This window comes from Limnohabitans sp. T6-5 (assembly GCF_003063315.1).
Taxonomy (GTDB): domain Bacteria; phylum Pseudomonadota; class Gammaproteobacteria; order Burkholderiales; family Burkholderiaceae_C; genus Limnohabitans_A.
In genome coordinates, this window is sequence record NZ_NERV01000006.1 from 59,029 (window position 1) to 78,651 (window position 19,623).

Annotated in this window: 20 protein-coding genes; 12 read left to right on the forward strand and 8 right to left on the reverse strand. The window is 61.4% G+C overall.

The window, feature by feature from the left end; all coding sequences use genetic code 11:
• Positions 1-29: 29 nt before the first annotated feature.
• The 4 genes from B9Z51_RS17900 (at position 30) to B9Z51_RS17915 (ending at position 2,806) form a co-directional block, all read left to right on the forward strand.
• A complete protein-coding gene (locus B9Z51_RS17900; RefSeq protein ID WP_108376530.1) occupies positions 30-1,685 on the forward strand; it encodes an FAD-dependent oxidoreductase in 1,656 nt (551 codons plus the stop codon).
• Between the two features lie 53 nt (positions 1,686-1,738).
• Positions 1,739-1,999: a DUF2783 domain-containing protein gene (locus tag B9Z51_RS17905; protein ID WP_108376531.1), complete on the forward strand. Its 261-nt coding sequence runs from the start codon at positions 1,739-1,741 to the stop codon at positions 1,997-1,999.
• A gap of 118 nt (positions 2,000-2,117) precedes the next feature.
• Positions 2,118-2,411, forward strand: a complete 294-nt coding sequence (locus B9Z51_RS17910) for a type II toxin-antitoxin system HigB family toxin (protein WP_108376532.1) — start codon at positions 2,118-2,120, stop codon at positions 2,409-2,411.
• An 11-nt stretch (positions 2,412-2,422) separates the two neighbouring features.
• Complete coding sequence (locus B9Z51_RS17915; RefSeq protein ID WP_108376533.1) at positions 2,423-2,806, forward strand: type II toxin-antitoxin system HigA family antitoxin; 384 nt, start codon at positions 2,423-2,425, stop codon at positions 2,804-2,806.
• Between the two features lie 164 nt (positions 2,807-2,970).
• On the opposite strand, the gene B9Z51_RS17920 is transcribed toward B9Z51_RS17915, so the two are convergent.
• The 8 genes from B9Z51_RS17920 to B9Z51_RS17955 form a co-directional block, all read right to left on the reverse strand.
• Positions 2,971-4,182: a multidrug effflux MFS transporter gene (locus B9Z51_RS17920; RefSeq protein ID WP_108376534.1), complete on the reverse strand. Its 1,212-nt coding sequence runs from the start codon at positions 4,180-4,182 to the stop codon at positions 2,971-2,973.
• Between the two features lie 54 nt (positions 4,183-4,236).
• Positions 4,237-4,821, reverse strand: coding sequence for a methionine biosynthesis protein MetW (gene metW, locus B9Z51_RS17925; RefSeq protein WP_108376535.1), 585 nt, complete (start codon positions 4,819-4,821; stop codon positions 4,237-4,239).
• Entirely contained in the window at positions 4,818-5,963 is a 1,146-nt protein-coding gene (locus B9Z51_RS17930) for a homoserine O-acetyltransferase (protein ID WP_108376536.1), read from the reverse strand. The genes metW and B9Z51_RS17930 overlap by 4 nt, the downstream gene beginning before the upstream one ends.
• Before the next feature lie 424 nt (positions 5,964-6,387).
• The gene (locus tag B9Z51_RS17935) at positions 6,388-6,813 is read right to left on the reverse strand and encodes a barstar family protein (protein ID WP_108376537.1); all 426 of its coding nucleotides are present in this window, start codon (positions 6,811-6,813) and stop codon (positions 6,388-6,390) included.
• A gap of 29 nt (positions 6,814-6,842) precedes the next feature.
• Positions 6,843-7,190 carry a ribonuclease domain-containing protein gene (locus B9Z51_RS17940; RefSeq protein ID WP_233255045.1) on the reverse strand — a complete coding sequence of 116 codons (348 nt, stop codon included), beginning with the start codon at positions 7,188-7,190 and terminating at the stop codon, positions 6,843-6,845.
• A gap of 218 nt (positions 7,191-7,408) precedes the next feature.
• Positions 7,409-9,712, reverse strand: a complete 2,304-nt coding sequence (locus B9Z51_RS17945) for an NADP-dependent malic enzyme (RefSeq protein ID WP_108376539.1) — start codon at positions 9,710-9,712, stop codon at positions 7,409-7,411.
• Positions 9,713-9,924: 212 nt separating this feature from the next.
• Positions 9,925-10,524, reverse strand: a complete 600-nt coding sequence (locus B9Z51_RS17950; protein WP_108376540.1) for an MOSC domain-containing protein — start codon at positions 10,522-10,524, stop codon at positions 9,925-9,927.
• 1 nt (position 10,525) lies between these two features.
• On the reverse strand, positions 10,526-11,914 hold the full coding sequence (locus B9Z51_RS17955; protein WP_108376541.1) for an aminopeptidase P N-terminal domain-containing protein: 1,389 nt from the start codon (positions 11,912-11,914) through the stop codon (positions 10,526-10,528).
• Between the two features lie 202 nt (positions 11,915-12,116).
• Between B9Z51_RS17955 and B9Z51_RS17960 the strand changes: the two genes are divergently transcribed.
• Genes B9Z51_RS17960 through B9Z51_RS17995 form a run of 8 tightly spaced genes read left to right on the forward strand, consistent with a single transcriptional unit; the run spans position 12,117 to position 19,528 of the window.
• On the forward strand, positions 12,117-12,707 hold the full coding sequence (locus B9Z51_RS17960; RefSeq protein ID WP_108376542.1) for a glutathione peroxidase: 591 nt from the start codon (positions 12,117-12,119) through the stop codon (positions 12,705-12,707).
• Between the two features lie 8 nt (positions 12,708-12,715).
• The gene (locus B9Z51_RS17965) at positions 12,716-14,014 is read left to right on the forward strand and encodes an NAD(P)/FAD-dependent oxidoreductase (protein ID WP_108376568.1); all 1,299 of its coding nucleotides are present in this window, start codon (positions 12,716-12,718) and stop codon (positions 14,012-14,014) included.
• Entirely contained in the window at positions 14,011-14,787 is a 777-nt protein-coding gene (locus B9Z51_RS17970; RefSeq protein WP_108376543.1) for a DUF1365 domain-containing protein, read from the forward strand. The genes B9Z51_RS17965 and B9Z51_RS17970 overlap by 4 nt, the downstream gene beginning before the upstream one ends.
• Positions 14,788-14,816: 29 nt before the next feature.
• Positions 14,817-16,037, forward strand: coding sequence for a cyclopropane-fatty-acyl-phospholipid synthase family protein (locus B9Z51_RS17975; RefSeq protein WP_233255047.1), 1,221 nt, complete (start codon positions 14,817-14,819; stop codon positions 16,035-16,037).
• 17 nt (positions 16,038-16,054) lie between these two features.
• Complete coding sequence (locus B9Z51_RS17980) at positions 16,055-16,702, forward strand: chalcone isomerase family protein (RefSeq protein WP_108376545.1); 648 nt, start codon at positions 16,055-16,057, stop codon at positions 16,700-16,702.
• On the forward strand, positions 16,699-18,042 hold the full coding sequence (locus B9Z51_RS17985) for an MFS transporter (RefSeq protein WP_108376546.1): 1,344 nt from the start codon (positions 16,699-16,701) through the stop codon (positions 18,040-18,042). The genes B9Z51_RS17980 and B9Z51_RS17985 overlap by 4 nt, the downstream gene beginning before the upstream one ends.
• Before the next feature lie 35 nt (positions 18,043-18,077).
• Positions 18,078-18,671, forward strand: a complete 594-nt coding sequence (locus B9Z51_RS17990) for a DUF3833 domain-containing protein (protein WP_108376569.1) — start codon at positions 18,078-18,080, stop codon at positions 18,669-18,671.
• Complete coding sequence (locus B9Z51_RS17995) at positions 18,668-19,528, forward strand: SDR family oxidoreductase (RefSeq protein ID WP_108376547.1); 861 nt, start codon at positions 18,668-18,670, stop codon at positions 19,526-19,528. Before B9Z51_RS17990 ends, B9Z51_RS17995 begins: the two co-directional genes overlap by 4 nt.
• Positions 19,529-19,623: the final 95 nt, after the last annotated feature.

The window sequence follows — 19,623 nt, forward strand, 5'->3', positions numbered from 1 at the left end:
GTGCTTTTTCATCAGACCGGAGACCGTGCATGGGTGCTTACGTCAACCCGATTTATCCCTACAAGGGGCCTGCTGACTTGATGTCGACGCCGCCGCAGCGCAAGCCGCTGATCGTGATTGGCGCGGGGCCGGTGGGCCTGGCCGCAGCCATTGATGCCCGCTTGCAGGGCCTCGATGTGCTGGTGCTGGACGACGACAAGACCGTGTCGGTCGGTTCGCGGGCGGTGTGCTACGCCAAACGCTCGCTCGAAATTCTGGACCGCCTGGGCATTGCCGACGAGGCCTGCGGCTTGGGCGTGAGCTGGAACATCGGCCGCACCTTTTTGGAAGAGGACGAGGTGTACCAGTTCAACCTGGTGCCCGACGCGGGTCACAAACGCCCGGGCATGATCAATTTGCAGCAGTACCACATCGAGGAAATGCTGATTGCCCGTGCGTTGGCGCTGGGCGCCGACATCCGTTGGCAGCACAAGGTGACTGCGGTCTCTCCGCACGACGACCACGCCACGCTGACGGTGGAAACGCCCGACGGGACGTTTGACATCGAGGCCGACTGGCTGGTGGTGGCCGATGGCGCACGCAGCCCGATCCGCCGCCATTTGGGCCTGGACATCGAAGGTCGCGTGTTCCAGGACCGCTTTTTGATCGCCGACGTGATCATGAAGGCCGACTACCCGGCCGAGCGCTGGTTTTGGTTTGACCCGCCGTTCCACCCCAACCAGAGCGTGCTGCTGCACAAGCAGAGCAACAACGTCTGGCGCATCGACTTTCAGCTCGGCTGGGACGCCGACCCCGAAGAAGAAAAGAAGCCCGAAAAAGTCATCCCGCGCCTGAAAGCCATGCTGGGCGACGAGCGCCCGTTTGAGCTGGAGTGGGTCAGCATCTACACCTTCCAGTGCCGCCGCATGACCGACTTCCGCCATGGCCGTGTGCTGTTTGTGGGCGATGCGGCGCACCAGGTTTCGCCCTTTGGCGCACGCGGGGCCAACTCGGGTTTTCAGGATGCGGACGATTTGATGTGGAAGCTGGGCCTGGTGATCAAGGGCCAAGCCAGCGAAAAGCTGCTCGACACCTACGCGATGGACCGCCAGTTTGCGGCCGACGAGAACATCATGAACTCGACGCGCTCGACCGACTTCATCACACCCAAGAGCCGCACCAGCCGCACTTTCCGCAACCAGGTGCTGGCGCTGGCCAAGCACCACCCGTTTGCGCGCAAGCTGGTCAATTCAGGCCGCTTGTCGGTGCCATCCTTCCTGACCAGCTCGGTGCTCAACACGCCCGATGCCGATGTGTTCGACGGGAACATGGTGCCGGGCGCGCCCATGGACGATGCGCCGATCCAGTTGGCTGGGCAGGACGCCTGGCTGCTCGATCAGGTCGGCAAGGGCTTCGCCGCACTGCTGTTTGTCGATGCCGCGCCCGATGCCCAGACGCTGGCCGCGATGCAGGCCCTGCGCCAGGGGCCTGTGCCGGTGGACACCTTGCTGGTCTCGGCCACGCCTTTGCAGGTGGACGGTGTCCAGGTGCTGGTGGACGCGCAAGGCTGGATGGCCAAACGCTACGACGCACAACCTGGCACCACTTACCTGCTGCGTCCAGATCAGCATGTGGTGGCCCGCTGGCGTGCCTGGTCGGCACCGGCGATTGCCAAGGCATTGCAACGCGCTATCGGCCAGGCTTGAGGAGGATGAACATGAGCATGAACACAAGCACGAACACGGGCACGAACACGGGCATGAACACGGGCACGAACAGCACCAGCGCTGACGTTTCTGCGCTGATCACACAGCCGAATTTTCATGAAGCAGGCCGCCGATTTTTCCGCGATTTTTCGCCCGGTGACGACTTCTATGAAAACCTGATCGACGCCCACAACGGCCTGAGCGACGAACAAAGCGAGGCGCTCAACGCCCGCCTGATCTTGCTGCTGGCCAACCACATCGGCGATTTGAAGGTGCTGCGCGAGGCGCTGCAGGCGGCGCGAGAAGGGGCTTGAATTCTTGGCAAAGTTTGCTGTTGATCCACGACCAAGGTCAGCGAGTTCAATCAACACAAATAGATGTATGTCATGGCTGCTTTTTTACGTTGATACCAATTTGGTATCATCATAAAACATGAGAATCGTTGCGATATCTACTCTTCGTGCTTTTTTGACTAAGCATCCTGATGCGCAAACACCCTTAAAGGCTTGGTACGCGCTGGCCAGCAGGGCCCAATGGACGTCGCCAGCTGACATCAAAGAGGCCTACAGAAATGCCAGCTTTACCGCCAACAATCGGGTGGTGTTCAACATCAAGGGCAATGACTACCGATTGGTGGTGCTGGTGCGCTATGACAAAGGATTGTTGTTTGTGAAGTTTGTGGGCACGCACGTGCAATACGACAAAATTGATGTGTTGACTGTTTAAAGGAGTACCCCATGGAAATCCGTACCATTCACAACAAAAAAGAATACAAGGCCGCCTTGGATGAAATCGAGCAACTTTGGTCTGCCCCCGCCAAATCTGCGCAAGCCGATCGCTTGGATGTCCTCACTTTGCTGGTGGAACATTACGAGAAAACACACTTCCCGATCGCTGATCCAGACCCTATTGAGTTGATTGAACACGTCATGGAAAGTCGTGGTCTGAGCCGCAAAGATCTGGAGCCCATGATTGGGCCACGTGGCCGTGTCGCCGACATCCTGAACAGAACGCGCCCATTGACGCTCGAAATGATCCGCCGCTTGGTCGCGCAGCTTGAATTACCAGCGGATGTTCTGGTGAAACCCTATCTTTTGCGGGAAGAGTTGTTGGCCGCTTGAGAATGCGGCTGGAATGAAGGGCATTTGGTAAGGGCTTGCCCGTCAAAAAACATTCATACCGCAAGCGCCTAATCGTCAGCAGGGCGGGCTCCCACAAAGCACATCTGTGGCGTCGCACAAATGCCTTGCAGCAAGCGCGTGTGGGCGCATGAGCGGGTGGGCTATCAACGCCGGTGCAACACCCACTGCGCACACACAGCCAGCAGGCTGAAGGCAAGCATCATCCAGCCCAGGTTGACCGCGCCTTCGTGGCTGACGAGTCCGACCAGGTAGCCGCCGGTGGCTCCGGTGAGTTGTTGCATCAGGCCGGCCACCGCAGCGGCCGAGCCTGCCAGCGCAGGCACCACGCCCACCGTGCCCGCCAGCGCAGGCGGGTTCAGCAGGCCATGACCGAAGCCCAGCAGCAGCAAGGGCAGCGCCACCGCCAGTGGGTTTTTGAAACCTGCCAAGCCCAAGGCCAGCATGATCACCAGGCCCAAAATGGTGAACGTCTGGCCTGCGTTCATCATGCGGCGCTCACCCATGCGTTGAATCCAGCGTGAGGTCATGAAGTTGCCCACGATGTAGGAGATGGGCACGGCCATGATGAACCAGCCAATGCCGTCGGGGCCAATGCCATAGCCTTTGAGCACGATGGGCGCGCCGCCCAGGAACACGTAGAAGGTGGCCGTGGTGGCGGCGAGGATGACCACATAGAGCAAGAAACGCGGCTCGTGCATGAGGCGGTGGTAGGCGCTGAGCATGGCGCGTAACCAGTGGCTGTCGCTGGCTTCGTGGGGCTTGCTGGCAGGCAGGCCTTGCCAGGCGGCGATGGCCAGCAGCGGAGCAAGCACAGCCAGGAGCACAAAGTTGGCCTGCCAGCCCAAGCGCACATGGATTTGCCCGCCGAGCAAGGTGGCCAGAGGTGGAATCAGGCCCAGTGACATGCCCACATAAGCCATGACCCGGGTGCGCTGGTGCCCCTGAAACAGGTCTTGCACCAGTGAGCGACCGACCACCATGCTGGCTGCGCTGCCTGCGCCTTGCAAAATGCGTGCGGCCGTGAGCCAGCGGATGTCGCTCGCGAACACGGCCAGTCCAGAGGCCACGCCTGCAATCAACAAACCCACAAGCAGGATGGCCTTGCGGCCATGCCGGTCGGACAGGGGGCCGTAGATCAACTGCAAGCCCCCATAGGCCACCACGTAGCCACTGAAGGTCAGCTGCACATGGGCCTGGTCGGTGGCAAAGATGGCGCCCCATTCCTGCATGGAAGGCAGGCACAGGGTCATGGCCAGCAGCCCGAATGAGATTTGCGCCAGCAAATTGGCGATCAGCCAGGGGGAGTGGCTGCGGACATGGGGGGAGTGATCGGTGTGCGAGGCAGAAGTGGTCATGAAGGGCAAGGGAGGGTGGTGCGCATGACCGACAGGATCAGCCCGGGCGAAAGCTCAGCGGCGTTGCAATTTGAACACCGCCGTGCCGGCCATGAGGTTGGGCAAGATGCGAACTTCCTGGCCGTGCTGCAGGCCAAACGCGTCCAGCACGCGCAGCTCGTTTTTGCAAGCCAGATCGGCAAAGTCGGCGTAGGTGCCCACTCGGATGTTGGGCGTGTCGTACCACTGGTAGGGCAGGCGCTTGGTCACCGGCATGCGGCCACGCAGCACGCTCAGGCGGTTGAACCAGTGTGCAAAGTTGGGGAAGGCCACGATGCCGATTTTCCCGACGCGGGCGGTCTCGCGCAGCATCACCTCGGCGTTGCGCAGGTGTTGCAGCGTGTCGATTTGCAACACCACATCGAACGATTGGTCGGCGAAGACCTTCAGGCCTTCGTCCAGGTTGAGTTGCAGCACGTTCACGGCGCGTTGCGCGCAGGCCAGCACATTGGTGTCGTCCAGCTCCACACCGTAGCCGGTGCAGCCGTTGTGTTCTTGAAGATAAGCCAGCAGGGCGCCGTCGCCGCAGCCCAGATCCAGCACGCGTGCGCCGTGGGGCACCAGGCGGGCAATGGCTTGCATGATCAGTGGGTCGCTCATGCGGCACCTTCGATTGTTTTGGCGATTTGCTCAAAGTAAGCGCGCACCAAGTTCATGTAGCGGACATCGTCGAGCAAAAAGGCGTCGTGCCCATGGGGTGCGTCGATTTCGGCATAACTCACGTCGCGCTGGTTGTCGATCAGGCCTTTGACGATTTCGCGGCTGCGTGCGGGCGAAAAGCGCCAGTCGGTGGTGAAGCTGACCAGCAAAAATTTGCAGATGGCGCGCTCCAGTGCCTTGGACAGATTGCCGCCAAAGGCGCGGGCCGGGTCGAAGTAGTCCAGCGCCCGGGTGATCAGCAAGTAGGTGTTGGCGTCAAAGTATTCGCTGAACTTGTCGCCTTGGTAGCGCAGGTAGCTTTCGATTTGAAATTCCACTTCCTGGGTCGAATACTTGTAGCCCGTTTCGCTGTTGACGGCGCTGCGCAATTCGCGGCCAAACTTTTCGTTCATCACGTCGTCACTCAGGTACGTGATGTGGCCGATCATGCGGGCGATGCGCAGGCCGCGTTTGGGCACCACGCCATGCTCGTAAAAGTGGCCGTTGTGAAAGTCGGGGTCGGTCACGATGGCGCGGCGCGCCACTTCGTTGAAGGCGATGTTTTCGGCGTTCAAGTTGGGCGCGCTGGCCACCACCACCGCGTGCTTCATGCGATCGGGGTATTGCAGCGTCCAGCTCAGTGCCTGCATGCCGCCCAGACTGCCGCCCATGACGGCGGCCAGCTGCTCGATGCCCAGCGCGTCCAGCAGCCTGGCCTGGGCGTTGACCCAGTCTTCGACGGTGACCACCGGGAAGTCGGCGCCGTACACTCGGCCCGTGTCGGGGTTGGTGTGCATGGGGCCGGTCGAGCCAAAGCACGAACCCAGGTTGTTCACGCCAATGACGAAAAAGCGGTCGGTGTCCAGTGGTTTGCCGGGGCCGATCATGTTGTCCCACCAGCCCAGGTTGTTGGGTTGGTCGGCGTAGATGCCTGCCACATGGTGCGAAGCATTGAGCGCGTGACAGATCAACACGGCGTTGGATTTGTCTGCGTTCAAGGACCCGTAGGTCTCGTAAGAGAGAGAGTACCCACGGATAGACGCTCCGCTTTGCAAAGGCAAGGCAGCATCAAATAGCATGGTTTGTGACTCGGCGATCAACATCGACTGTGTTCGGTTCAAAAAACAAAAAACCCGGCATCGCGTTCAGCGGGGCCGGGTTTCAAGGGAGAGTGAAACACACGCCATTTAGCTGAATTTCGGGACTCTGAGGTCCCGGCGCCCGCAATCGGGTTCAAATCGGCGCATCTGCACAGTATAAATCCAAGTGCTTGGCTGCAGACACAAAAAAGCCCGTCACTGGGACGGGCTGGATGTCATCAGGGCCTGTTCGGCCCGGAAGATTTTCAGGCGGCTGCCAGCCAGTAACCTGCATTGAATGGGCTGCTCATGCGCAGCGCCAGGGGCGAGACGTCCACCAGTTTGTCGGTGGGCATTTTTTCGCCGTCTTCAACCGAATCGGCCATCACGGCGACTTCGGTTTGTGCCTCATTCGCCCGTCCTGCTTGGCTGTTTTGCGCAGAACGGGCTACAGAAAAGAATAGAAGCATCGGAAGGGTATCTTCCGGTCTCCCCAGTAGTCTGCCGTGTCGCGGAAGATGTCGAGCAGTTGCTCGCGTGCTTCCTTGTCGAACTTGGCGTGTGCAGGAATTTGCTCCAGAACCACGATGAAGCCTGGCTGGGGGCCAGACTTGTGCAGGGGGTCGGTCATGCAGTCGTACAAGGCATCAAAGTTTTTGCCAAAGTGCGAAGGCAGCGTGAATTGCGCACCAATCAGGTCCAGCACGTCTTGCTTGCTCTGGGCTTCGGCCAGGTTGGCATACAAAAAGTGGTGGCCAAGGCCTTGGGCAGCATCTTGCAAGTCGCTCACGCGGTAGGCGCGGATCGACTGCACGATGTTAGACCGGACGCCCTTCAGGGGCATCTCTTGGTCATGACGAATCGGCGTGTCCATCTCCGTGGTCTTTCTTTAAAGCTAAAAAATCAGTTCTTGTCGACGATCATGCGAAAACTCGCGTAATGGTCTTGGGTGTAGTAACAGGCCTTGGGCTCCTGAGGGACTGAACCGCCGCAGACGATGCGGCGAGCCCCTCGGTCGCGTGCGCCGGGTGTCCTGACGGTGTATTCACGGTAGTAACCTCGCGCCTCGCGGGGCAGGATTCGCTCGCGATTGCCAAAAACCACCCCGTCCTTTTCGTAATGAAAAGGACCACCCTTGCGGATGAGTTGGTAGGTTTCCTGGCCTTCACGCGGCAAGTCTTGCACCGACAAAGTCGTTGAAGTTTGCGCTTCAGTGGCAGAACTGGGAGGGCCCCAAAATGTGCAAGCCATCAATACCAAGCTTGCCCAAACTGAAATCCGATGTCGAAAAGCCCCGGTTTGTTGCGCCACCCTCATGAAAACACCTTTCAGGAGATCCGGGTAAACCCGAAAACTCGAAGGCGCTAGTGTGATGCAATTATCATAAAAATGCAAGTACTTGCCTGTTAAACAGGCAAGTACTTCATGGCCATTGAGCGATCAAGTCACGACTTGCAGCCCGGATGTGCTCAGCGTGCAGCGTTGGCATCGGCCACGGTGAGGGCTGTCATGTTGACAATGCGGCGCACGGTGGTGCTCGGCGTCAGGATGTGCACGGGTTTGGCCGCGCCCAAGAGCACGGGACCGACCGCGATGTTGCCGCCCGCTGCCGTTTTGAGCAGGTTGTAGGCGATGTTGGCCGCATCAATATTTGGCAAAACCAGCAAATTGGCGTCCCCGATCAGGGTGCTGTTGGGCATGATGGCTTTGCGCGATGCCGCATCCAGGGCCACGTCACCGTGCATCTCGCCGTCGACTTCCAACCAGGGGGCCTGCTCGCGCAGCAATTGCAGTACATCGCGCATTTTGATGGCGCTGGGCTGGTTGGATGAACCAAAGTTGGAGTGCGAGAGCAAGGCCGCCTTGGGTTTGAGGCCAAAACGGCGCATTTCTTCGGCCGCCATGATGGTGAATTCGGCCAGCTGCTCGGCGCTCGGGTCGTAGTTGACGTGCGTGTCGACCATGAAAATCTGGCGACCGGGCAGCATCAAGCCGTTCATGCAGGCGAAGGTGTTGACGCCCGGGCGCTTGCCCACCACTTGGTCGATGTAGCTCAGGTGCATGGGGTTGGTGCCCCAGGTCCCGCAGATCATGCCGTCCACATCGCCCTTGTGCAGCAGCATGGCGCCGATCAGCGAGAGGCGGCGGCGCATTTCGATCTTGGCAATCTGCTGGGTGATGCCTTTGCGCTCGGTCATGCGGTGGTAGGTCTGCCAAAAGTCGCGGTAGCGGTGGTCCATCTCGACGTTGACCACGTCATAGTCCAGCTCTTCTTTCAGACGCAGGCCGAATTTTTCGATGCGCTCGGCAATCACGGACGGACGGCCGATCAGGGTAGGGCGGGCGATGCCTTCGTCCACCACGATCTGGGCAGCGCGCAGCACGCGTTCTTCTTCGCCCTCACTGTAGGCGATGCGCTTTTTCAGGGCGCGTTTGGCGGCCGTGAAGATGGGCTTCATCATCGTGCCCGAGGCGTACACAAAGCCTTGCAAGCGTTCACGGTAAGCGTCCAGGTCAGCAATCGGGCGCAGAGCCACGCCGCTGTCGGCAGCGGCCTGGGCCACAGCCGGGGCGATCTTCATCATCAGACGCGGATCGAAAGGCTTGGGGATCAGGTATTCAGGCCCAAAGGCCAGGGGCTCGCCCACGTAGGCGGCGGCCACCACTTCGCTTTGCTCGGCCTGCGCCAGCTCGGCAATCGCGTGCACGGCCGCAATTTCCATCTCCAGCGTGATGGTGGTCGCGCCACTGTCGAGCGCACCGCGGAAGATGTAGGGGAAGCACAGGACGTTGTTGACCTGGTTCGGGTAGTCGGTGCGGCCCGTGGCCATGATGGCGTCGTTGCGCACGGCCTTGACGTCTTCAGGGGTAATTTCGGGGTTGGGGTTGGCCAGCGCAAAGATCAGCGGCTTGGCGGTCATCTTTTTGACCATGTCCTGCTTGAGCACGCCGCCCGCTGACAAGCCTAGAAACACATCGGCGCCTTCAATGACTTCACCCAAGGTGCGCTGGTCGGTCTTTTGCACGAACTGGATCTTGTCTTCGTCCATCAGCTCGGTACGGCCTTCGTAGACCACACCGGCCAAGTCGGTGACCCAGATGTTTTCACGCGGGATGCCCAGCTTGACCAAGAGGCCCAGACAGGCCAACGCCGCAGCGCCAGCGCCCGAGGTGACGAGCTTGACCTTCTTGGGGTCTTTGCCCACGACCTTCAGACCGTTGAGGATGGCCGCGCCCACCACGATGGCGGTGCCGTGCTGGTCATCGTGAAAGACCGGGATCTTCATGCGCTCGCGCAACTTGCGCTCGATGTAGAAACAGTCGGGGGCCTTGATGTCTTCGAGGTTGATGCCGCCAAAGGTGGGCTCCAGCGAAGCGATGATGTCGACCAGCTTGTCGGGGTCTTTTTCGTTGATCTCGATGTCAAACGAGTCGATGCCCGAGAACTTCTTGAACAGGACGCCCTTGCCTTCCATGACCGGTTTGCTGGCCAGCGGACCGATGTCGCCCAATCCGAGCACGGCGGTGCCGTTGGTCACCACGCCGACCAGGTTGCCGCGGCTGGTGTATTTGAAGGCGGCCGCAGGGTCTTTGACAATTTCTTCGCACGGTGCGGCAACGCCTGGGGAGTAAGCCAACGCCAGGTCGTGCTGGTTGATCAACTGTTTGGTGGGGGAGATGGCGATTTTGCCGGGGGTGGGGAACTCGTGGTATTCGAGTGCGGCTTTGCGCAATTGGTTGCGTTTGTCTTCGGCTTGGAGCTTGTTGCTCATTGTTGTTCTCCGTGGTGAGGATGGGCCGCCCGGGCATGTGGCCTGCGGCACCGGCATGAGAATCTGTGGTTTTTGTTAATTCACAGGGGCTCATCGGCGTGAGTTTCATTGTAGACCGGTGATTGGACGGGCTTGACCCGCTGAATTGACGCATTCAGTGAGTTGGCTTTTGACTTTTGCGCACAAATCAAATGTGGCGCGCAAGGCACTTGTCAGCGCAAATGCTTCCAGGCTTTGTGTTGCAGGGCTTGTTGCACGCTGATGGCGCCCGGGCCTGGCACCCGTTCAAACGACTCGTCCGCCTGCAAAAGCCCGGGTTTGTCGACCGCCAGATAAAAGCCGCAGCGGCCACTTTGCACCATGTCTTTGGCCGCCTGTGCGTAGCCCATGACCGCGTTGAACTTGCCGCAAGGCTCGCGTGGCTGCGTCACGCGCAGCACCACATCGCGAAAGTGCAAGGTGTCACCAATGAACACCTCGCTCTCCAGCAGGCCTTGCAGGCTGAGGTTTTCACCCACAAAGCCGGGTGCCAGCGTTTCATCAAACATCGACACGCCCTGGGCTTGGCGCCGTGCTTGCCACCAAGGCCCATGCTCGGACGGGAAGGCGTAAATGGCTTTGCTCAGCCCGCCATGCACGCTGGGGTCGGCCTGCTCGTCACCGGCCAGGCCCAGCGGGCCGACGGCCACGGCACCGGTGACGCTGGTTTTGCCAATGCCCGACATGAGCTTGCGCCCACCGACCATGAGCGGTCGGATGGTGCCGATCTGGACAGACAGAACGCGGCCTGTGCGCAAAGTGGGCAATGACATTTCAGCCTTTCATCAAGGCTTCGATCTCGTCGGCCTTGACGGGCACGCCGCGCGTGATCAGTTCGCAACCGGTGTCGGTCACGATGGCGTCGTCTTCAATGCGGATACCGATGTTCCAGAACTGCTCGGGCACCCCTTCGCCAGGGCGCACATACAGGCCTGGCTCGATGGTCAGCACCATGCCCGGCTGCAGAATGCGGCTGGGGCGGTCCTTGATGAGTTCGCCCGACAGCGGGTCTTTGCGTTCGCTGACCTGGCCCACTTGCGAGGGCTCGACGTAGCTGCCGCAATCGTGCACATCCATGCCCAGCCAGTGGCCGGTGCGGTGCATGTAGAACGGGAAATAACTGCGGTTGGCGATCACGTCCTGCGCGGTGCCGACCTTGTTCTTGTCAAGCAGACCGACATCGAGCAGGCCTTGCGCCAGCACGGCCACCGTGGCGTCGTGCGGCTCGACGAAACGGGCCCCGGCCCGCGTTGCGGCCACCGCCGCGTCTTGCGAAGCCAGCACCAAGTCATACAGCGCACGCTGCGGCCCGGTGAATTGGCCGTTGGCCGGGAAGGTGCGGGTGATGTCGCTGGCGTAGCCGTCCAGCTCGCAGCCCGCATCGATCAAGACCAGCTCGCCGCTTCGGATCAGGGCCTCGTCAGCGCGGTAATGCAGCACGCAGGCGTTGGCGCCAGCGGCCACGATGGAGCCATAAGCGGGGTACTGCGAGCCAAGCTGGCGAAATTCATGCAGCAACTCGGCATCCAGGTGGTACTCGCGCACCTCTTGCCCGGCCCGCAGCATGGCGGCGCTGCGCTGCATGGCGCGGATGTGGGCGCCTGCGCTGATCTGGGCGGCGCGGCGCATGATCTGTTGCTCATGGTCGTCTTTGACCAAGCGCATTTCATCGAGCACGCTGCACAGGTCGCGCTGCTGGTCGGGGCACAGGACACCAAAGCGCACCCGCGCCCGCACCGACTGCAACCAGCCGTCCAGGCGCCCCTCCAGCCCTGCATGCGTGGCAAACGGGTACCAGACGGTGCTGCGGTTTTCCAGCAGCTTGGGCATTTGTGCAGCCAGTTCGGCCGAAGAAAACGCCTTGTCCACCGCCAATGCCGCAGGTGCCGCCTCGGGGCCCAGGCGGATGCCGTCCCAGATTTCGCGCTCCAGATCCTTGGGCTGGCAAAACAATGTGGTTTCTCCCTCGGCCGTGATCACCAGCGTGGCATTGGGCTCGGTGAAGCCGGTCAGGTAATAAAAATAGCTGTCGTGCCGGTACAGAAAGTCGCTGTCGCGGTTGCGTTGCCGCTCGGGCGCAGTCGGAACGATGGCCAGGCCGCCAGCACCCAGCTGGGCCGCGACGCGGGCACGGCGTTGGGCATAAATCGTGTGGGAAGTCATCGGCCCATTGTAGAGGGGGGGCTGAGCGCTTGTGCAGATGAGGATGCTGTGGGTGTGCGGGCAGATGCGGGGACGGGGTTTGTAGGTCGTTGGCTTCCGCGCCGACATGGCGTGATGACTGTCAGTGCGGGCGGCCTGCTACTGTTGGGGGCACCCTTCGGTGACAAGTGGGTCAAATGCACATATACTGATTGGTCACAAAATGAAATTCAAAGTGCAAATCACTCACTCCGTGGTAAAAAACACATTGCTTGGCCTGTGCTGGCTGGTTTTGAGCGCCGCATCGGCCCAGGCCGCAGCCCCTGCCTGCCCCGCCTTGCTCAACCACACCGTGGAGCGCCTGCAAGATGAAAAGCCCCAGTCGCTGTGCCAATACAGCGGCAAGGTGCTGTTGGTGGTGAACACGGCCAGTTTTTGCGGTTTCACCCCGCAATACAAAGGCCTGGAGGCACTGCACGCCAAATACCAGGACAAAGGATTGGTTGTGCTGGGTTTCCCCTCCAATGACTTTTCGCAAGAGACGGGCAGTAACAAGCAGATTGCCGATTTTTGCGAAAACACCTTCGGCGTGAAATTTCCGATGTTCACCAAAACCGTGGTCACGGGCGAGAATGCCGCGCCGCTGTACAAGCAGCTGCTGGCCGAGACGGGCCAAAAACCCCGCTGGAATTTCTACAAGTACTTGATCGGGCGAGACGGTAAAGTGGTGGACAGCTACAGCAGCATGACCGGGCCAGACAGCAAAAGCCTGATTGCGGCCATCGAAAAATCCCTCAAGCAAACCGCACCATGAGCGAACGCATGAAACTGGCCATCGTGGGTTCGGGCATCTCCGCACTGGCCGTGGCCCACACCTTGCGGGGTCAGGCCGACATCACGGTGTTCGAGGCGAATGATTATTTTGGCGGCCACACCCACACCGTGGACGTGACGCTGCCCACGCCACAAGGCCCCGTCACGCATGGCGTGGACACCGGCTTTTTGGTGTTCAACGAACGCACCTACCCGAACCTGATCGCGTTGTTTGCCGAGCTGAAGGTGGACACGGTGCCTTCTGACATGTCGTTTTCAGTCAAGGTGCCGGGCGCATTGGGCGGGCGGGCGCTGGAGTGGAGCGGTTGCGATCTGAACACCGTGTTTGCCCAGCGCCGCAACCTGGTCAACCCGCGCTTTTGGCGCATGCTGGCCGATGTGCTGCGCTTCAATGCGCTTTGCACGCGCATCGCCAAAGCGCAACGCGAAACCGAGCTGCAACAACCGCTGGTCGACTTTTTGCGCCAGCACCGATTCAGCGAATCCTTCCGGGATTGGTATTTCCTGCCCATGCTGGGCTGTATCTGGAGCTGCCCGACGGACCAGATGCTGCAGTTCCCGGTGGCGACCATGATCCGGTTTTGCCACAACCACGGCCTGATCCAGGTCACCAACCGGCCGCAGTGGTTCAGCGTGCTGGGCGGTGCCCGCCACTATGTGAACAAGATTCTGGAGGGCGTGCCCGACAAACGCCTGAACACCCCGGTGCGCCTGATAGAGCGCAACGATGCGGGCGTGCGCATCATCACCGACGGGCAATCCGAAAACTTTGATGCGGTGGTGGTGGCCACTCACACCGACCAGGCCCTGGCCATGTTGCGCGAGCCCAGCCGCCTGGAAAGCGAAGTGCTGGGCGCCATCCGTTACCAGGACAACCGCGCCGTGCTGCACACCGATGCCTCGGTGCTGCCGGCCAACGCCAAGACCTGGGCCGCCTGGAATTACGAACGCGCCGCCAGCGACGACCGCGAATCTTCGCGTGTCTGCCTGCATTACCTGCTCAACCGCTTGCAGCGCATCCCGTACAGCCAGCCGGTCATCGTCTCGCTCAACCCGGTGCAGGCGATTGCGCCAGACACCATCGTGGGCGAATACGACTACGCGCACCCGGTGTTTGACATGCCCGCCATCGCGGCGCAGCAAAACCTGCCGCTGCTGCAAGGCCAGCGCAACACCTGGTTTGCCGGGGCCTGGGCGGGCTACGGTTTTCATGAAGACGGCCTCAAGTCCGGCTTGCAAGTGGGGCGTGCCTTGCTTGAAAGAGTCAAGGCAGGTCGGGTCGCATGACCGGCACGGGCGCGCTGATTGGCTGGGGGCAAGTGCGCCACACCCGGCTGCGCCCTGCACGCCATGCGTTTGCCTATCCCACCGCGTTTTTGATGCTGCCCATGCGTCGACTGCGCGACGCCGCAACGCCTGGTGCCTTGGCCATCAACCGCCGCGCCTGGTTCGCCTTCCATGATGTGGACCATGGCGATGGCCGCCGTGCCGAGCAGGGCGGCGCCCTGGCCTGGCTGGATGAACTGTTGCAGCGCGAAGGCGTGCTGGATGCCACGGGCGAAGTCTGGCTGCAAACCTTTCCCCGCGTGCTCGGCCATGCCTTCAAACCGGTGAGCTTCTGGTACGCCCAACGGCCAGATGGCTCGCTGGCGGCCATCGTGGCCGAGGTCAACAACACCTTTGGCGAGCGCCATTGCTATTTGCTGCCCGCACCCCAATACGGCCGCACCTTGCAGGCCGACAAGGTCTTCCATGTCTCGCCGTTTTGCGACGTGCAAGGCCACTACCAGTTTCGCTTCATGCGCACCGTGCACAACGGGCAAGAACGCATCGTGGCCCGCGTTGACCACGCCGACAGCCAGGGGCCATTGATTGAAACCAGCTGGAGCGGCACGCTGGAGCCCGCCAGCGCGGGCGCCTTGCGCCGGGTGATGTGGCGTTTTCCGCTGCTCACGCTGGGCGTGGTGCTGCGCATCCATTGGCATGCGCTGCGCCTGTGGCTCAAAAAAGTCCCGTTCTGGCGCAAGCCCGAACCCCCCCGTGAATTTGTGACCCGATAACCCCAGGAGACAGCCTGATGGAGACGACCTTGAACACCACCACCCGGACCACTCCGATCGTGCCTGCCCGCTTGCCTGCGGCGGCACGGCGGGTGATCGGTCTGCTGGCGCGGCTGAAAGTGGGCACGCTCACTTTGCAGGGGCCCGATGGTGGCCAGCAAATTTTCGGCACGCACCAAGCGCCCTTTGCCACCCTGAACATTCAAAGCTGGGACGTGTGTGCAGCCGTCCTCAAATCGGGTGACATCGGGTTTGCCGAGGCCTACATGGCCGGTGACTGGACCACGCCCTCGCTGGCTGATTTGCTGCGCCTGTTCATCGCCAATCGGCAAGAGATGGAAGGCGCCATCTACGGCCATTGGCTGGGCCGTTTGGCTTACCGCGTCAAGCACTGGCTCAACCGCAACAACCGCACCAACAGCCGCAAGAACATCCATGCGCACTACGACCTGGGCAATGCGTTCTACGAGATCTGGCTCGACAGCACGATGAACTACTCCTCGGCCTGGTTTGATGGCGACACCACCCAGCCCATGGCCGATGCCCAAAAAGCCAAAGTTCGCCGCGCCTTGCGCATGGTCAATGCCCAGCCCGGCGACCGGATTTTGGAGATCGGCTGCGGCTGGGGGGCGCTGGCCGAATCGGCCACCACCGAGTTTGGTGCGCACCTCACAGGTGTCACGCTGTCAACCGAGCAACTGGCTTTTGCCCAAGCGCGGATGAACTGGCACGGCGTGCAAGAGCGTGCGGACCTGCGCTTGCAGGACTACCGCGACATCCAGGATGCGCCCTTTGACGCCATCTGCTCCATCGAGATGGTCGAAGCCGTTGGCCAGGCCTATTGGCCGACCTATTTTCAGACCGTGAGCCGACTGCTCAAGCCCGGTGGCCGGGCGTGCATCCAGAGCATCACCATCGACGACAGTTTGTTTGACCGCTACGTGCATTCGACCGATTTCATCCAGCAGTACATCTTTCCGGGCGGTTGCCTGCCCAGCCCCAGTGAGTTCCGCAAACAGGCACAGGCTGCAGGCCTGCAGGTGGTCGATGAGCTGAAGTTTGGCCCCGACTACGCCGAGACCTTGCGCCGCTGGCGCGACAGCTTCATGAGCAACCTCCAAGACGTGCATCTGCTGTCCTTCGATGACCGCTTTGTGCGCTTGTGGGAGTTTTACCTGGCGTACTGCGAGGCCGCGTTTGACGAGGCCAACATCGACGTCATCCAGTTCACCCTGCTCAAGCCGAGCTGAAAACGGTCAAGCTCATCATGCGCACGCCGCTTCAAACCGTGTTGACTCAGTGGCATGCCTGGCGTGGCGCTTGCACAGCGCAGCGTGCCGTGCAGCCACAGCGCATATGGCGCACAGGGGTGGGTTGCGCTGCGCTGTGGGGTGTAGTGTCCTGTGCGGGTTGGGTGCAGGCGCAAAACACGGCGCCTGAGTTCAGTCGGCCCGAAGTGGCTGCCATCCGGGGCGCCATGCCCACGGCGCCAGTGCGTTTGCAGGTCTGGGGTTTTGAGGTCTACGACGCCCGCTTGTGGACCACCTCGGGCTTTCGGTATAGCCAATATGCGCAGCACCCCTTTGCACTGGAGCTGCAATACCTGCGGCGCCTGGATGGGACTGCGATTGCCAGCCGTTCCATTGACGAGATGCGCCGTGTCGGCACCTTCACCGACGCACAGGCGCAAGGATGGCTGGCGGACTTGCGTGCGATTTTCCCCAACGTGGGGCCGAATGACCGCATCACCGGGGTCAATCAGCCCGGGCAGGGCGCTGAGTTCTGGGTCAACGGCCAGCGTGTGGGCGTGGTGAAAGACGCCGTCTTTGCGCGTTTGTTTTTTGGCATCTGGCTGGACGAGCGCACTTCCGAGCCGAAGATGCGTGCGCAGTTGCTGCAAGGCCTCTTGCCATGACCGCGTCACAGGCGGTGATTCCCGACGCAGGCCATCGCATGGCACCGGCCGCCTATGGCTTGCTGGGCTTGCCGCTGGCCTTTGTGGCTTTGCCGGTGTATGTGCATGTGCCCAATGTGTACGCCCAGCAATACGGCGTGCCCCTGGCCGCTTTGGGCGCAGTATTGCTGCTTAGCCGCAGCCTGGATGCCGTGGTCGATCCCTGGCTGGGGCGTTGGGGCGATCGCTTGTACCGACACGCCTGGTCAGCAGTCTGGCTGGCTGCGCTGGGCTTGGCCTTGGCGGTGGCTTTGGGCTTTGTGGCCTTGTTTTTTCCACCGGCGGCAGTTTTGTCTGCACCGCTGTTGCTGGTTTGGGTGGGTTGTGCGCTCACGCTCAGCCACCTGGCCTACAGCGGTCTGGGCATCTTGCACCAGACTTGGGCCGCACGCCAGGGTGGGGGTGCGAGGGCACAAAGCCGCTGGGTGGCCTGGCGCGAAGGCTTTGCCTTGGTGGGAGTGCTCTTGGCCTCGGCTTTGCCCGCCTTGTGGGGCTGGGGGCTGACAGCCGCTTTGCTGGTGCTCATGCTGGCGCTGGGCTTGATGAGTTGGCGGCGCACTGCGCTGCAAGCCTCGGCTGCGGCTGTTCAGGCCCTCCCGGTGCTGCCGTCTGAACACGCCGCCGTGAGCCTGTGGCATCCCTGGAAGTATTCAGGGTTTCGCCGTTTGCTCGCAGTGTTCATGCTCAATGGTTTGGCCAGTGCCGTGCCCGCAACCTTGGTGCTGTTTTTTGTGCAAGACCGCTTGCAGGCCCCCAAAGCTTTGGAGCCGCTGTTTCTGGGCGCTTACTTTGCCGCCGGGGCTTTGTCGTTTCCGCTGTGGCTGAAGGTGATCGACCGCCTGGGTTTGCTCAAGACCTGGGCGCTGGGCATGGCTTTGTCGGTGCTGGCCTTTGTCAGCGTGGTCGGGCTGGGTGCGGGCGACACCACAGGTTTTGGGGTGGTGTGCGTGTTCTCGGGCATGGCCCTGGGGGCCGATTTGACCGTACCCGGTGCGCTGCTCAACCAGCTGATTGAGCGCTGCGGTGAGCGTGGCCGCACCGACGGGGCGTTCATGGGCTGGTGGAATCTGGCCACCAAACTGAATTTGGCCTTGGCCGCTGGCTTGTCGCTGCCCCTGCTCGGCTGGTGGGGCTATGCCCCGGGGCAACAAGACGCCGCTGCCGTGCTGGCGCTGGGCCTGGCGTATGGCTTGTTGCCCTGCGTGCTCAAACTGCTGGCTGCGTTGGCTTTGTATCTGGGGCTGATGCGCGCACCCGAGCTGTGCACGGCGCCTGTGCCGCATGCCCAAGACTCGGCATGACATCGATTTGCAATTTCAACCAAGAGAGTGACCGCATGCACACCACCATCGATCGCCGTACCGCCCTGGCCCGTCTGGGCGCACTGCCTGCTGTGGCGGCAACGCCTTTTTTGGCCAGCTGTGCCGGGCCGCAGGTGCAAGGTTATGCACAAGAAAAACCCTTGCTCGATTTGCGCACCTACTTCAACGGGCCGGTCGACGCCTGGGGCGTTTTCACCGACCGCAGTGGTCAGGTGGTCAAGCGTTTCACGGTGCGCATGGACTGCAGCTGGCAAGGCGATGAAGGCGTGCTGGATGAAGCCTTTGTATATTCCGATGGCACGCAGCAACGCCGCATCTGGCGGCTTCAGGCCGGACCAAACGGCACCTACACCGGCCGCGCTGACGATGTGGTGGGCCAGGCCACTGGACAGGTCAGCGGCAACGCCTTTCGCTGGGGCTACACCCTGGCGCTGCCGGTGGATGGCCGGGTCTGGCATGTCGACTTTGACGACTGGATGTACCTGATGGATGCGCGCGTGATGCTCAACAAAGCCACCATGAGCAAATGGGGCGTCAAGCTCGGTGAGGTGACGCTGTCCTTCACCCGCCGCAGTCCTTTGCCGGATGCGACAGGCAAAACCCCATGACCGCCACTTCACAAGTCGCTGCAGTCTTGACCCTCAAGGCGCCTTCACGCTCGGGCGCTGTCTCGGCGCCCGCACAGCGCCGCTGGTCGCAGCTCAATGTGCCGCTGACAAACTGGACCGGGCGTCGGGTCTGGCTGGTGGGCGCGTCTTCGGGCATCGGTTTGGCCTGCGCTCAGGCGCTGCGCGCAGCGGGGGCGGTGGTGATGATTTCAGCACGCCAGCCCCAAGGTGTGATCGACTGGGCCGCGCAAGACTCGGGCGTGCAATGGCACCCGCTGGATGTCACGGTGCCCGCCGATGTGCAGGCCACGGCAGGGCGCATTCTGGCCGACGGGCCGATTGACCTGCTGGTTTACGCCGCAGGTTATTACCGCGCACAACGTGCCACAGCGCTGGATGTGCAGGATTTGCTGCAACATGACCGCGTCAATTACCAAGGTGCCTTGCATGTGCTGGATGCTGTGCTGCCCGACATGCTGGCACGGCAAAGCGGACACATCAGCCTGCTCAGCAGCGTGGCGGCCTGGCGCGGCTTGCCCAATGGCCTGGCCTATGGCCCGACCAAAGCCGCGTTGACCCACCTGGCCGAAACCTTGTACATGGATTTGCAAGACCAGAACATTGGCGTGAGCGTGATCAGCCCGGGCTTTGTGGCCACCCCGCTGACGGCACAAAACCAGTTCGCCATGCCCGCCTTGCTCAGCCCCGAACAGGCCGCTGCTGAAATGCTCAAGGGCTGGGCCAGCGGACAATTCGACATCCACTTTCCCAAACGCTTCACTTGGTGGCTCAAGTGCTTGCGCCTGCTGCCTTATCGCCTGTACTTTCCCCTGGTGCGCAAGTTCACAGGGTTGTGATGCACCGGCCCCAACGTGCGCACACCCCCATGTCGAGGTCTTCGACCACCGACCTGCAAAATGGCCGCAGCCTTGTAGGTCGGCACTCGCAGAGT

Coding starts and splice junctions, on each gene's coding strand:
- B9Z51_RS17990 (WP_108376569.1), top strand. CDS start 18,078: ATGCACACCACCATCGATCGCCGTACCGCCCTGGCCCGTCTGGGCGCA.
- B9Z51_RS17900 (WP_108376530.1), top strand. CDS start 30: ATGGGTGCTTACGTCAACCCGATTTATCCCTACAAGGGGCCTGCTGAC.
- B9Z51_RS17950 (WP_108376540.1), bottom strand. CDS start 10,524: ATGTCATTGCCCACTTTGCGCACAGGCCGCGTTCTGTCTGTCCAGATC.
- B9Z51_RS17985 (WP_108376546.1), top strand. CDS start 16,699: ATGACCGCGTCACAGGCGGTGATTCCCGACGCAGGCCATCGCATGGCA.
- B9Z51_RS17940 (WP_233255045.1), bottom strand. CDS start 7,190: ATGGCTTGCACATTTTGGGGCCCTCCCAGTTCTGCCACTGAAGCGCAA.
- B9Z51_RS17980 (WP_108376545.1), top strand. CDS start 16,055: ATGCGCACGCCGCTTCAAACCGTGTTGACTCAGTGGCATGCCTGGCGT.
- metW (WP_108376535.1), bottom strand. CDS start 4,821: ATGAGCGACCCACTGATCATGCAAGCCATTGCCCGCCTGGTGCCCCAC.
- B9Z51_RS17935 (WP_108376537.1), bottom strand. CDS start 6,813: ATGGACACGCCGATTCGTCATGACCAAGAGATGCCCCTGAAGGGCGTC.
- B9Z51_RS17930 (WP_108376536.1), bottom strand. CDS start 5,963: ATGTTGATCGCCGAGTCACAAACCATGCTATTTGATGCTGCCTTGCCT.
- B9Z51_RS17920 (WP_108376534.1), bottom strand. CDS start 4,182: ATGACCACTTCTGCCTCGCACACCGATCACTCCCCCCATGTCCGCAGC.
- B9Z51_RS17945 (WP_108376539.1), bottom strand. CDS start 9,712: ATGAGCAACAAGCTCCAAGCCGAAGACAAACGCAACCAATTGCGCAAA.
- B9Z51_RS17905 (WP_108376531.1), top strand. CDS start 1,739: ATGAACACGGGCACGAACAGCACCAGCGCTGACGTTTCTGCGCTGATC.
- B9Z51_RS17915 (WP_108376533.1), top strand. CDS start 2,423: ATGGAAATCCGTACCATTCACAACAAAAAAGAATACAAGGCCGCCTTG.
- B9Z51_RS17960 (WP_108376542.1), top strand. CDS start 12,117: ATGAAATTCAAAGTGCAAATCACTCACTCCGTGGTAAAAAACACATTG.
- B9Z51_RS17995 (WP_108376547.1), top strand. CDS start 18,668: ATGACCGCCACTTCACAAGTCGCTGCAGTCTTGACCCTCAAGGCGCCT.
- B9Z51_RS17910 (WP_108376532.1), top strand. CDS start 2,118: ATGAGAATCGTTGCGATATCTACTCTTCGTGCTTTTTTGACTAAGCAT.
- B9Z51_RS17965 (WP_108376568.1), top strand. CDS start 12,716: ATGAAACTGGCCATCGTGGGTTCGGGCATCTCCGCACTGGCCGTGGCC.
- B9Z51_RS17970 (WP_108376543.1), top strand. CDS start 14,011: ATGACCGGCACGGGCGCGCTGATTGGCTGGGGGCAAGTGCGCCACACC.
- B9Z51_RS17955 (WP_108376541.1), bottom strand. CDS start 11,914: ATGACTTCCCACACGATTTATGCCCAACGCCGTGCCCGCGTCGCGGCC.